At 40.3% G+C, this 13,905-nt stretch carries 8 protein-coding genes; 7 read left to right on the top strand and 1 reads right to left on the bottom strand.

Going from position 1 to position 13,905, the window contains the following annotated elements; genetic code table 11:
* Positions 1 to 639: 639 nt before the first annotated feature.
* The 6 genes from GNE10_RS06760 (at position 640) to GNE10_RS06735 (ending at position 9,535) form a co-directional block, all read left to right on the top strand.
* Complete coding sequence (locus tag GNE10_RS06760) at positions 640 to 3,879, top strand: efflux RND transporter permease subunit (RefSeq protein ID WP_185564202.1); 3,240 nt, start codon at positions 640 to 642, stop codon at positions 3,877 to 3,879.
* A gap of 148 nt (positions 3,880 to 4,027) precedes the next feature.
* A complete protein-coding gene (locus tag GNE10_RS06755) occupies positions 4,028 to 5,461 on the top strand; it encodes an efflux RND transporter periplasmic adaptor subunit (RefSeq protein WP_185564201.1) in 1,434 nt (477 codons plus the stop codon).
* A 298-nt stretch (positions 5,462 to 5,759) separates the two neighbouring features.
* Positions 5,760 to 6,203, top strand: coding sequence for a helix-turn-helix domain-containing protein (locus GNE10_RS06750; protein ID WP_185564200.1), 444 nt, complete (start codon positions 5,760 to 5,762; stop codon positions 6,201 to 6,203).
* Positions 6,204 to 6,222: 19 nt separating this feature from the next.
* The gene (locus tag GNE10_RS06745; protein WP_185564199.1) at positions 6,223 to 7,053 is read left to right on the top strand and encodes a PIN domain-containing protein; all 831 of its coding nucleotides are present in this window, start codon (positions 6,223 to 6,225) and stop codon (positions 7,051 to 7,053) included.
* Positions 7,054 to 7,111: 58 nt separating this feature from the next.
* Complete coding sequence (locus GNE10_RS06740) at positions 7,112 to 8,158, top strand: zinc-dependent dehydrogenase (protein WP_099069726.1); 1,047 nt, start codon at positions 7,112 to 7,114, stop codon at positions 8,156 to 8,158.
* A gap of 12 nt (positions 8,159 to 8,170) precedes the next feature.
* Positions 8,171 to 9,535 (top strand): inorganic phosphate transporter, encoded by a 1,365-nt coding sequence (locus tag GNE10_RS06735; protein ID WP_185564198.1) that lies wholly within the window; start codon positions 8,171 to 8,173, stop codon positions 9,533 to 9,535.
* Between the two features lie 413 nt (positions 9,536 to 9,948).
* On the opposite strand, the gene GNE10_RS06730 is transcribed toward GNE10_RS06735, so the two are convergent.
* Positions 9,949 to 10,224: a hypothetical protein gene (locus tag GNE10_RS06730; protein WP_185564197.1), complete on the bottom strand. Its 276-nt coding sequence runs from the start codon at positions 10,222 to 10,224 to the stop codon at positions 9,949 to 9,951.
* 132 nt (positions 10,225 to 10,356) lie between these two features.
* On the opposite strand from GNE10_RS06730, the gene GNE10_RS06725 reads away from it, so the two are divergent.
* On the top strand, positions 10,357 to 12,750 hold the full coding sequence (locus GNE10_RS06725; RefSeq protein ID WP_185564196.1) for an EamA family transporter: 2,394 nt from the start codon (positions 10,357 to 10,359) through the stop codon (positions 12,748 to 12,750).
* Positions 12,751 to 13,905: the final 1,155 nt, after the last annotated feature.

The raw sequence follows: 13,905 nt of genomic DNA, 5'->3' as shown, positions 1-13,905 counted from the left end.
GGAAAGGGACTCATGTTTTTTATCCCTTCCCCTTTTCCCGGTTGGTGAGCTTGTCGAACCATTAACCTTTACCCAACCTCCACCTAACATTTTTGAGTTGGCAGACTACTAGCTGCTGCTGACAGTTAAACGTCAACCCTCAACACTATGAATAACTGTCCAATTTAAAAGCGCTGAATAAGCAGTTTAATTTTTATGTTTTATGACTTACGTGCAAAATATAAGTGCAAAATATTACATTAAAACTTAGGCAAAGTACGGGATATTGCATTTTACACAGCTGTATGCAAAGATAAATCTACGTAAAGTCCTATAAATCTATCGTAATACCGTATTAAATTGACCTCAATACTTTTTCCTCTAGCGATCGCAACTGAAAGCGTTCAGCTGATTTTGGTTTGGCCATGAATGAAGTAACTACAAGAAATAAATTATCCAGTTTCAGGGAACTCCAAAGAATAAATTATTCAGCTTTAAACATTGATTGTTAACTGTAAACCGTCAACAATTAAGAGTTAACAATCTTCTATAGAAAATGTTTATTTTTAAGTGCTTCAATCAAATCAAAATCAAAATTTATTTGAGTGTCAATAGCACTGACAGACTGAAGAATAAAGAATCATTTAAAGTCAAAAAACAATGTGGATTGTTAAACTTGCTCTTCGTCGTCCTTATACCTTTGTAATTGCTGCCATCTTAATTGTTGTTTTAGGGGTAGTTACTATTACGCGCATGGCAACGGACATTTTTCCAGAAATTAATATCCCTGTTGTCAGTGTAATTTGGTCTTATGGTGGTGTTTCACCAGAAGAAATGGAACAACGGATTGTTACAAGTAGCGAACGCTCTTTTACGACTACTGTTAATGATATTGAACACATCGAATCACAATCGCTTAATGGCGTTAGTGTAATTAAAGTTTTTTTCCAACCAGGAGCAAAAATTGAAGCAGCAGTAGCTCAACTTACCTCTATTACTCAAACAATTCTTCGGGGTTTACCTCCAGGAATTACACCTCCTTTAATCATTCGCTACAACGCTTCAAATGTGCCAATTCTCCAGCTTAGTGTTAGTAGCACATCGCTATCAGAACAAGAACTTTACGATAACGGCAATAATTTTCTGCGGACTCAGTTAGCGACTGTCCAAGGTGCATCTGTACCGTTACCTTATGGCGGTAAGCCCAGGCAAATTATGGTAGATATTGACCCACAGGCGCTATTTGCTAAAGGTCTTTCAGCTACAGATGTCACCAGTGCAATTACCGCCCAAAATCTGATTTTACCTGCGGGAAATGCCAAATTAGGAGAGCGCGAATACAGCGTTCGCCTCAATAGCAGTCCCCAAGTCATAGAAGCTTTAAACAATTTACCAATTAAACAGATCAACGGCACAATAATTTATATACGTGATGTTGCCCAAGTCCATGATGGCTTTGCTGTACAGAACAATATTGTCCGTCGAGATGGGAGACGTTCTAGCTTATTAACTATCCTCAAAAGTGGTGGGGCTTCCACTTTAGATGTTGTTGCGAGAATCAAAGAAAGACTACCAAAAATTCAAGCTACATTACCCAAAGAATTAGATTTAGATATCTTATTCGACCAATCGATATTTGTGAAAGCTTCCATTCATGGAGTATTGACCGAAGGTTTGATTGCTGCTTGTTTAACTGCCACGATGATTTTATTATTCTTAGGCAGTTGGCGTAGTACTTTAATTGTGGCAATTTCTATCCCTTTGTCAATTTTTTGTTCTATCATTGCCATGCGATTAATTGGACAGACACTAAATATTATGACCTTGGGAGGTCTCTCTCTAGTAGTTGGAATTTTAGTTGATGATGCCACAGTAGAAATTGAAAATATCCATCGCAATTTGGCACAAGGAAAACCTCTAGAACAAGCTATTTTAGATGGGGCACAACAAATAGCTGTGCCAGCTTTTGTTTCCACCTTGGCAATTTGTATTGTTTTTATCCCCATTGTATTTTTAACTGGAGTATCACAATCGCTATTTATGCCTTTAGGAATGGCGGTTGTTTTTGCGATGCTGGCCTCTTATTTGCTTTCACGTACAGTAGTACCAATGTTGGCAAAATTTCTCCTTGCTAAGGAACTACATCTTTATAGCGAACATGAAAATTTAGCCAATAATGGTAATGGTCACCCATCTACCCCAAATCCAAAAAAAAATATTTTCTGGCGTATTCACGAACTATTTAATCGCCAATTTGAAAAATTTCGCCACAACTATCGAAATACTCTAGCCAAAGCTCTAAACCGTCGCCGTGTAGTTTTTGCGATGTTTGGTGCTTTTTGGATCAGCGCCTTAATTTTACTACCTTTTGTCGGTCAAGACTTTTTCCCTCAAGTAGATGCAGGTCAGTTTCGCTTGCACGTCCGCGCCCCTGTGGGAACTAGACTTGACAGGACAGAACAGATTTTTACTCAAGTTGAAAATGAAATTCGCCAAGTTATTCCTGAGGAAGAATTAGAAATTATTCTTGACAATATTGGCGTGCCTGTAGGTGGAGTAAACCTGGCCTTTAGCGACACAGCAACCATAGGCCCTGGTGATGGAGAAATTCTTGTAGCTCTCAAAGAAGGTAAACATCATTCTACTTGGCAATATGTTAAACAACTACGCCAAAAATTAACTGCCCAATTTCCTGAATTAACCTTCTTTTTCCAACCTGCGGATATAGTAACTCAAATTCTTAATTTCGGTTTACCAGCCCCTATTGATATTCAGGTTATAGGCCCATCTAAAAATCGTCGGGATAACTACAAAATTGCCAAACAAATCAAAGAACAAGTGGCTGTAATTTCGGGAGCAGTTGACGTTCATTTACATCAAGTTGTTGATGCTCCAGAGCTACGTATTAATGTAGACCGTTCTCAAGCACAACGTAGCGGTTTAACTCAACGAGATGTTGCCAATAACCTACTCACTTCATTAAGCTCTAGCGGTCAAACATCACCTAATTTTTGGCTCGATCCTGTTAAAGGAGTTAGTTATCCAGTAGCCGTACAAGTTCCCCAATATAAACTTAACTCTCTAGACAAAATTCAGAGTATTCCTATTACTAATGGCTCTAGTTCTTCACAACTTTTAAGCAATCTTGCTGTTGTTCAACGTAGTAAAGCACCTGCTGTTGTTAATCATTACAACGTACAACCCGTGTTTGATATTTACGCTAATATTCAAGGTCGCGATTTAGGTGGTGTAGCCAGTGATGTTTATAAAATAGTTGACAAATTTCAGGATAAGTTACCCCGTGGAACGTCAATTATCATCAAAGGTCAAGTAGAAACGATGAACTCATCATTTCTAGGTTTAGAAGTGGGGTTGATATTTGCTATTGGATTAGTTTATTGCCTAATAGTAGTGAATTTTCAATCTTGGATAGATCCATTGATTATTATGATGGCACTGCCAAATGCTTTAGCAGGAATTGTCTGGATACTATTTGTGACTAACACAACTTTTAGTGTGCCATCTTTGATGGGCGCAATTATGAGTATTGGTGTTGCTACTGCTAATAGTATTTTGCTCGTTACCTTTGCTAATGAACAACGTTTGCTAGGGGAAAAAGCTGTTTCTGCGGCTTTAGCAGCTGGTTACACTCGTTTGCGTCCGGTATTAATGACTGCTGGCGCTATGATTATGGGGATGTTACCAATGTCTCTGGGTTTGGGAGAAGGTGGCGAACAAAATGCTCCTTTAGGACGTGCTGTAATTGGTGGATTATTAGCAGCAACTGTGGCAACTTTAATTTTTGTACCTGTAATTTACAGTATTTTGCGCCGCAAACAACCACAAAATTTAGACGAAGAATTGTCTTCTACTATCAAATTAACTGTAGCTAATCGCTAAATTATTCCTGAATTATTCAGAACCCCAAATAGGTAGGGCGGGTTACGTTAAACCCTAACGTACTAAATCCATAAGAATGATGCGTTCGCTATCGCCAACGCATCTTACAAATACTTAATTTTGTTCAACAATAAAACTGGATTACTATATGGATACTCAAGAAAACAATCAAATTACTGATTCAGAACTGATAGCAACTGCCGCAAAAAATCGAAGAAATCCTCTCAGTTCAATTACTATTATTGCTACAACTACTTTGGTAGTTACTGGGCTTTTAGCAGTTGGTATCATACCTCGGATACAACAAAAATCAGAATTAAACGCTTTTGCTAAATCTACAATTAAAAAAGTTTCTGGAGTGAATGTAGTTAAGCCCAAGCTGGCGGCTAATTTTACAGAGTTAGTTTTACCTAGTAGTATTCAAGCAAGTCAAGAAACTACAATTTATGCACGTACCAGTGGGTATTTACAAAAGAAGTTAGTGGATATTGGCGATCGCGTCAACAAAGGACAGTTACTTGCTGTAATTGATGCACCTGAAACTGACCAAGATGTAGAGCAAGCTCGTGCAGAATTGGCAAAGTCTCAGGCTAATATTGCTCAAGTCCAAGCAGACTTGGCACAAAAGCAAAGTAATCTTTCTCAAGCAAAAGCCAACTTCAAAGCGAGAGAGGCTGAATTAATTGAAGCACGTACAAACCTAGAACTCGCCCGTCAAACTTGGCAGCGTTGGCAATTACTTGAAAAGCAAGGAGCAGTCACTACACAAGCTGCTGATGAACGTAAAACTGCTTTTAATACAAGTCAAGCTAATGTAGATACTTTAATTGCTCGCGTTAATTCCGACCAAGAAAGTATCAATACTGCTCTAGCAGCTATTAATTCTCAAAGAGCTAATATTAATGCCTTTGTTGCAAGTAAAAATGCTGCCCAGTCAAATTTACAGCGGATAAAAGTTTTACAATCATTCAAACAAATTGTTGCTCCTTTTTCTGGTGTAATTACTGCTCGGAACATAGACACAGGAGCTTTAATTTCTGCGGGTAGTAATAGTAATAGTGGAAATTCCTGGCTATTTAAGGTTGCTCAGACAAATAATTTGCGTATCCGAATTAACGTTCCCCAGGCTTTTGTGCAATCAATTCAGCCAGGACAAACTGCCCTTGTTCGCGTCCGGGAACTACCGAAAAAAGCTTTTTCTGGTAAAGTGATTCGTACTGCTGATGCCTTGGATGCTTCTTCTAATACCCTTTTGACTGAAATTGAAGTCAAAAATTCAGAAAATGTGTTGCGTCCTGGGATGTATGCTGAAGTTACTTTTAAGGCTCAACGTGTTAATCCACCTTTGTTAGTACCAGCTAATACCTTAGTCATTAATGCAGATGGCATACGAGTAGCTACTGTGACCAAGGAAAACAAAGTTAACTTCAAGAAAGTAGAACTGGGACGAGATTATGGTACTGAAGTTGAAGTAGTTTCTGGTTTAAGTCCTAATGCGAGGTTAATTACTAATCCTACCGATGCTCTGCAAGAAGGTAAATCTGTTCAAGTACTTGCATCTAAGCCTAAGACTAAGAATTAATCCCGATACAGTTAATAATTTCTGGAGCAAGACGCTAAGCGTAGCTTGCTCCTCTGTAGGAGTACGTTTTGGCTCGCCGTAGTGCCGCTATAGCAGTCGCAGTCCCTCCAGTTCCAACGCCAACGACTAAGACATCCGCTGTATATTCTAGTTTTCGACAGATTTTCTCCAGACAGGTTCACATCAAACAAGATAATTTATTTTATTTTTCGGATATTTCGTTTATGTAGTGTGTATTATAAGATTGTGAATATTATTGACGGCGTAAAGTACCACAACACAGGAGGAAGTAATCACAATGTCTAGGCATAACATACTTTCAGAATCTGTAATGTCTCCAGAGCAAGAAGCCCAATCTATAAAAAAACTGGAGCGCACACTTAAAATTGAAGGCTCCCAAACGAAACTAATAGGAGCCAACAAAGAAGAAATTTCCATTCCTTATTCGGTTTATCAGGTGTTACGTCAAGCTGTCGATGCAATGGCACTAGGTAAAGTAGTATCTATAGTTATTCAGGATCGAGAACTGACAACTCAAAAAGCAGCAGACTTTCTTAAAGTCTCACGTCCGCATCTGATTAAGTTATTAGAACAGGGGGAAATTCCCCACATTATGGTGGGAACACATCGGCGTGTTCGTTTTGAGGATTTAGTGAAGTACAAACAGCAGAGAGATGTAAAGCGGGATCAACTGTTAACTGAGTTAACTCAGATGAGCCAAGAAGCAGGATTCTACGAATAGGAGTAATTCAACCAATAAAATGGCTGAGTATCTTGTTCTCTTAGACTCTTGTGTCATGTTTCCCATGTACTTGCGTGACATTCTACTTCGCTGTGCTAGGGCTGGTTTTTATTTACCTTATTGGTCGCAGGAAATTCTTAATGGTGCAACTCGCAACCTTGTAATTACAGGGAAGATGTCAGACGAGAGAGCAATGAAGTTGGAGGGGACAATTAAAGCAGCCTTTCCAGAAGCAATGGTGGAAGTGCCAAATGGATTAGCTGAAATTATGACAAATCATGTTGGCGATCGCCATGTTCTAGCTGCTGCTGTAGTAGCTAAAGCCAATATAATTGTCACATCAAATCTCAAGCATTTTCAACCTAAGGATCTGGCTCGTTGGGAAATAGAAGCCCAACACCCGGATACTTTTCTTACCCACCTTTACGATCTTGACCCCGACTCCATACTTCAAGTAATACAGCGATGGTCTCAAGATTTAAGAAAGCCACCCCTAACTTTTATCCAGCTACTCGCTCTGCTAAGCAAAGAAGTACCGATATTCGCTAGTAAGATTCTATGGGATGAATACAGCCAGAGTGTTTTCCAGACCGCGAAAAAAGCTTTGGATAAACTAGGCAAGGTAGCAATAGAAGGGGGTCTATATTTTGAGGGAGAACGCTATAGACTTTGGCAGAATCGCAAAGTTTTAACAATTACTGCCAAAGACAACCGAGGGGAGATTCTGCGGGTTGAGAATGGGACAATAAAAGGAAAGCTCTCATCAGCAGACGTTGAAGCATTCCAAATCTTTGAACAAAGCTTAGAACAAGAACTAGAACAAGCTAAAACGCAAAAATCTCAAATCTGATAGCCTAACGTTGACCACTAATGTTACATCTAGTATCGTTGAGCGGTGAAAAATCAACGTGAAAGCACAGGTGTTTAGAGGCGTCAATCAACTTTCTTACGAAGATGTCCCAGTTCCAACCTTGGAACCAGATGAAGTACTGGTACAGGTGCGGGTTGTGGGGTTATGTCAGTCAGATATTAAAAAAATTCGTTACCCGTTATATGAACCACCCCGCATTTTTGGACACGAAACCGCTGGTACGATCGCAGCAGTGGGTTCTCAAGTCCAAAATTGGCAAGTTGGACAACGCGTGGCTGTCATGCACCACATCCCTTGTATGCATTGCGCCTATTGTTTAAATGACAATTTTTCCATGTGCGATGTCTACAAAAACATTTCCACCACCGCAGGCTTTAATGCTAGTGGCGGCGGTTTCGCTGATTATGTCAAAGTTCCAGGACATATTGTCCAAAACGGCGGGTTAATTCCCATCCCTGACAATATCAGTTTTGAAGAAGCAAGTTTTGTCGAACCCACGAATTGCTGCTTGAAAGCAGTGAAAAAAGCCCAAATTGCGCCTGGACAAACTGTATTAGTCACTGGTGCAGGGCCCATTGGCTTAATGTTCATTATGTTGGTGAAGTATTTCGGAGCAAAAGCCATTGCCACCGATTTACTACCCTCTAGAATTGAAAAAGCATTGCATGTTGGTGCAGAAGCGGCTTTTGATGCTCGTGACGCCGATTTACCCGCCAAAATTCATGCCTTGACTGGTGGACTAGGCGTTGATGTTACCTTGTTAGCCGTCCCCAGTGAAAAAGCTTTCTTTCAAGCCCTTGATTGTACCCGCAAAGGCGGTAAGATCTTGTTTTTTGCTGAATTTCCGGATGAAGTGGAAATTCCCATTAACCCGAATATCCTTTATCGTCGGGAAATTGATTTAATGGGCAGTTACAGTTCATCTTATCGGCTTCAAAACTTGTCAGCTGATATTGTATTTAATCAGCGAATTGACGTAAAAGCATTGATTAGCGATCGCTATCCATTAAAAGATTTATCAGCAGCAGTGGAAGCGGCGATCGCACCCACGGCGGAAACTTATAAAATCTTAATTTATCCGTAAAAGCCATCTCCCATGCTCCTAACCCTACTTTTCGTCGCCCTACTAACCTTCTACGTCGCTTGGAATCTCGGTGCAAATGATGTTGCTAACGCGATGGGAACTTCTGTAGGTTCCAAAGCTGTGACTCTCAAACAGGCATTAATAATTGCTGGGGTATTGGAATTTACCGGTGCTGTGTTGTTTGGACATCAGGTAACGGAAACTCTAGCCACGAAAATTGCTAATCCTGGTTTATTTGCTGCTACACCAGAAATACTTGTTGTGGGAATGGCGACGGTGTTGGTTTCCTGTGGTGTGTGGTTGCAAATTGCCACATCACGCGGTTTACCAGTGTCATCTTCCCACGCCGTTGTGGGTGCGATCGCTGGATTTAGTTGGGTAGCTTTGGGAGTAGATGCAATCGATTGGTCATCAATTGGCAAGATTACCGTAGGCTGGGTTTTAACACCTGTAATTAGTGGAGCGATCGCAGCTTTAATTTATAGTCAAATTAAGCACTGGATTTTAGATCGACCCAATCAAATAGTCCAGCTACAAGAATGGATTCCTTGGTTGAGTACCCTACTAATAAGTGTCTTTGGTGTGATTGTATTACCTTCGGTCACCCAACCTGTGACAAATTTTTTAATTGAGCAAGTTGGCTTAGACATACCCACTTACGACATTCCACTCTTCACTGGTGCAGTAGCAGCAATTGGACTCACAATTATTAGTTGGCGACAATTGCAAAAAACGGGAGATGAGGGAAACAAGGGAGACAAGGTAGACAAGGGAGACAAGGAAACAAGTAGCATAACTCCTAACTCCCCACTCCTAACTCCTAACTCCCCACTCCCCACTCCTAACTCCCCATTCCCCACTGCTGTAGAAAAATTATTCGCCCGCTTCCAGCTGTTGAGTGCTTGCTTTGTGGCTTTTGCTCACGGTTCTAATGATGTTGGAAATGCCATCGCTCCTTTAGCTGCGATTGTTTACATCAATAGCACTGGTAGCGTACCTGTGGATGGAATTGCTATCCCCATCTGGATTTTAATTCTTGGCGGTGCTGGTATTGTTGGGGGTTTGGCTGTCTGGGGTAAAAAAGTCATCGCCACCATTGGCGAAAATATCATTTCCTTGCAACCTAGCAGTGGATTTTGTGCAGAACTGGCCACTGCTACCACTATTCTGGTTGCTTCCCGGCTTGGTTTACCGGTGTCCACTTCCCACGCCCTTGTGGGTGGTGTGGTTGGTATTGGATTGGTAAGAGATATTAAATCAATTAAATTCAAAACTCTACAAGGAATTGCTGCTGCATGGCTCATCACAATTCCTATTAGTGCAATCCTCAGCGCTGCCATCTTTAGCGTCGCCCGGATTTTTTTGTTATGGAAATAATCAAGAATTCAGAATTCAGAATTCAGAATTCAGAATCAATTAATTGGGGATTGGCGCTTGCTATTTTCTGACGGCTAGTTGTCTGTTCCCTACTTCCTACTTTCCACCTTCAGCAGAATTTTTGCCTTGTCACAATACTAGACAACAACCAAAAAGCGTATTTTTGCAGAATTGCTGCTCATTTATTAGAATATTGTGCAGGGAATCGCGTAACCTGGAATTTCCACAGAAGGATACTTTAATCTCCATTGGAGATGTAAACTGTCACTCAAGTTACATTCCACATAAATTTACAGCTAGTTTCGCAAGTCGGAAAAATTTGTGGCGATCGGGCACTCAAAAGCAAGTCTTTGATCGTAAAATTGCCACCAAAACAATAAATATAGGACTTACCCAAATCATAATTTTGAATTTTAAGGCAAATCTGACACCGGCAAAAACCGGAGTGCTGACTTGGGATGAACTGGATTTTTCAATAGACCTCTTGCAAAAAACACTTTTGCAAGAGTCGGGAAAAGGGAAAAGGTTAAAGGGGAAGGGGAAAATACAAAACCTTTACCCTTTCCCCATGCCCCTTTTCCCGACTTATGCAAGAAGTCTAATGTCTGGCTTTCTGAAATCGGCGCAGGACGTGATTTATAATTTGCCACCAAGGGTTGATGCTTTGCAAACCCTGTGTTTTGCGTCACAGAATTACGTCGAAATGCGGAAGTGCTGTTAAAATTTTTAATTTATCTGACAAAATACAGGAAATTAGTATGAGTGCCAATCAAGTCAACGCAAAGCAGCTTTATTGTCAAGGCGTTAGAGGTTAGAAACTAATGGGGCGATTCGAGAAGCAACCAGAAAATCCGCGAATTAGAGGCGAACTCTCAAGAGCTGCGGAAAATGCTCTTTGGGCTGTAGTTGAAGACTTAGAAAATCTCCAGCAGAATGTCCTCAGAGCCTTACAAGAAGACATCAAGCGGCTGCAAGCAGAAAAAAATCGGTTATCTGATGACATCCAAAGCTTGGTAGAAGAAAAAGAGCATTTACAACAAGTACGGCAAATTACTGAGCAGCAAGTATTAATTCGTCAGTTGGCAGAAGTTCTGGCAAAGCATATATCTTCACAACTGCAATCCTCTCTGGCAAATTTAGCTACGCAAAATATAGAGGGTAAATCTTACGAACAAGGTGCACTGAAATCTGCTGAAGTGAATAGCAATGTAGTGAGTGAAATCAATGAAAAAGTCGAACACATGTTTGACAGTCTTGATGACACGGTTACTATCACTTTTAATTCGCTGCAACAAGAATTAAAGAATTATCAAAGTAATCTTTCTCAACAGCTGTCCAGGATGTACAGCCAACAGCAGCAAGGGGAAGTGATTTTAACAGAGTTTGTGAATCGCTTGTATGAACGACTAGAAAAAACTATACAAGAAACTTCACGCAAGTTGCCAACAACAGGTACACCAACTGTTTTACAGCTGACGGAACCAGAAAAAAACGCTTTTTTAGAGACATCGCCTCAGTTTGGCGAAGTAGTTAGAAATTCACCCGAACCAAGTTCTGCGATCGCTAATCAATTTACCCAAAACCAGACTCCATCACAGTCTGCTGTTGTTGAAGAAAAGGCGATCGGTAACGACTCTCCGCAAAATCAAACTCCAGCAAAAGAAAACACCACTGAACCAATTTCTGTTCTCAGCAACGACTCGTCTTTAAGTCAAACTCCACCACAACCTGCTGCTGTTCCACCAGCAAATCAAACTTTAATACAGCCTGACATAGTTCCGCCAGCAAAGGAAAACCCCACTGAGGCAATTTCTGTTCTCAGCAACGACTCGTCTTTAAGTCAAACTCCACCACAACCTGCTGCTATAGTTCCACCAGTAAAAGAAAACCCCACTGAAGACTTATCCCAAAGAGAACAGCCAGTTCCACCACCACAGGAAAAAGCCAGTGAACCAATTTCTGTTCTCAGCAACGATTTATCAAAAAAAGAAACTTCTTCTGAACCTGATACATCAGCTCCACAGCAGCAACCAACACAACCTTCACTAAAAATTAATGCTCCCGAATTAGCTTCTGTTCTCCGCAAAAGTGTGCCAAAGGCCAAAGCTAAACCCACACCTGCCACCGCACTAGAGCCACCGAAAGAAGCCAAAACTCCTACACGGCCATCACCCAGTTCCTCTGGTTTATCTGCAATTCAACTTGGTTTTGTACTGATTGTGTTGTCCACAGTCATATCCTCGCTTTACAACGTAGCCATTAAGGTGATTTTTCATGAAGGTTCCCAAATTTTCGGTGTAGTAGAGGTAGAGCAGTTGCTACCACCGACTTTGGGCAATACTTTCTTAATTTTGACTATGCGGTTTATGGTAGTAGTACCACTGATGGTACTGTTGTCTCCGATACTGCATCCCAGACTATGGCAAGATTTAGAAAACTTGGTTAATTCAGTGCGAGGAAATCCAACACCGACCAATGCAGGTACAAAGCAGATTTTGGTGTTGTCCATTGTCAGTGGTTGCTTTTTATTTTTGTCTCAAGTGCTAATTTATATCGCTATTGCTCAAGTTCCCACAGGAATTGCCATCGGACTTTTCTTTATCTATCCAATGGTTAGCGGTTTATTGTCGTGGTTTTTGTTTCGCGATCGCCCCACTATATTCCGTGCAGGAGCGATCGCAGCCATTTGCTGCGGTGAATTATTAGTTTTAGGAACTTCTTCTAGTATTGGTATTGGTAATACTTCACTGGGAATTAGCACCGCCATTATTTCTGGCGTAGCTTTTGCTGCTTACATAATTCTGACAAGGGTTTGTGCGAGTAAATTGCATCCGGTAACTTTCACTTTAATTAACTTCGCCACCATGTTGGTATTGAGCTTTATTTGCTTGATGTTACCTTTACCAAGTAATTGGAATTTGCTAATTGACCCCACAAAAATGCTGGAACTGATTTTAAGCGCATTTATTTTGGGCGTGTTGACTCTTTCTAGCTATTTGCTAAACAATGCCGGAATTACAAAATTAGGTGCTTCACGTTCAGCCCTCATCGGTAGTAGCATCCCAGTTTTAACCGTGATTTTCGCTGGGTTAATCATTCAAGAAAATTTAGATATCCTACAAATTCTAGGAGTGTTGTTTGTAACTTTTGGCGCAGCAGCTTTCAGCTTTGAAGCAATGCGAAATCAAGTTAAACCCTCTACTCCCGCTAATTAAATGACCAGTTCAACCAGTCCAAGTGTGATGGTAGCTAGAGTAGCTATCATCACATTTTGTTTTGCGTAATAGCGGTAACTGCAAAAAATAAACAACAGTACATGGTTGTTGAGTGTTGAGTGTCAATAGAGGGGATTCGGAAAGGTTAAAGGGGAAAGGGGAAAGGTTAAAGGGGAAAGGGGAAAGGGGAAAGGTTTCAAATACATCTTTTACCCCTTACCCCGGTTGGAGAGCTTGTCGAACCATTAACCTTTTTCCCAGACCACAAGGGAAGTTCATACTGCTGATCCGAACTTTATTGAAAACACTTGCACTTAAAGTCTTGAGTGTTAACTGTGAACCATCAACGGTCAACAGTCAACACTCAACAATCTTCTATGAAATATTTTTTACTTGTAAGTTCCTAAGTGTTGAGTGTTAACTGACAACCACATTTCCCTACTCACTCTGCATTTTTAGAGATTTAGCCTGATGCAGATAGGAAAACACGTATATATGAGCAGTGTGAGTAGGACTGACTTCAGGAATTGACTATGGTTATAACAATTTCAACAATGGACTTTTATTGGAGTGGCTGAAAAAACTCACTCTAAACTGGAAAAAGCTGATTTCCTATTCCCTAACTACCTACAGACAAAGCTTAATTCCCTCTGTAGCCACTCGTGCTTGGGCTGGGCTTGGCGCACTGTATGAATAATTTCAAAAAATCAAAGCTAATTTTTATAGTTGTATTCCTAAAGTTTGTTCGGAATTAAAAGTACAAAGTCCAAACAACCAGACTTTTGACCGTTGAATATTGACCCTAGATTGAGCGTCTCTTGCTCCTGTGTTGGCTACCATCAATGATGAAAATTTAAAATACTTTTGTCAAAAAAATATAATTTCATCAACAAAAAAATTCTTTATAACGCTTAAATGTAACCGGAAATGTTTTATCATATTTTTGAGTAATCACTATTTTTGTGGTTAAGTAAAACCCATTAGCTACGCAGTTAATCCTGTTCGTGTAGCAGCTTTTGGGGTCAGTACAGCAACACAACAAAGATAAATGTTCTCCGATTTTTTAGCTTTATTTGAATATCAAGAAACCTTGACTTTTTGATAATATAAATTATTTAAATACACATAAGCAATTAACTTTAAAAGATATAAATA

It is taken from the genome of Nostoc sp. 2RC, assembly GCF_014222165.1.
GTDB lineage: Bacteria > Cyanobacteriota > Cyanobacteriia > Cyanobacteriales > Nostocaceae > Nostoc > Nostoc linckia.
This window is presented reverse-complemented; position numbering and strand designations above follow the sequence as displayed.

Coding starts and splice junctions, on each gene's coding strand:
- GNE10_RS06760 (WP_185564202.1), top strand. CDS start 640: ATGTGGATTGTTAAACTTGCTCTTCGTCGTCCTTATACCTTTGTAATT.
- GNE10_RS06755 (WP_185564201.1), top strand. CDS start 4,028: ATGGATACTCAAGAAAACAATCAAATTACTGATTCAGAACTGATAGCA.
- GNE10_RS06750 (WP_185564200.1), top strand. CDS start 5,760: ATGTCTAGGCATAACATACTTTCAGAATCTGTAATGTCTCCAGAGCAA.
- GNE10_RS06745 (WP_185564199.1), top strand. CDS start 6,223: ATGGCTGAGTATCTTGTTCTCTTAGACTCTTGTGTCATGTTTCCCATG.
- GNE10_RS06735 (WP_185564198.1), top strand. CDS start 8,171: ATGCTCCTAACCCTACTTTTCGTCGCCCTACTAACCTTCTACGTCGCT.
- GNE10_RS06725 (WP_185564196.1), top strand. CDS start 10,357: ATGGGGCGATTCGAGAAGCAACCAGAAAATCCGCGAATTAGAGGCGAA.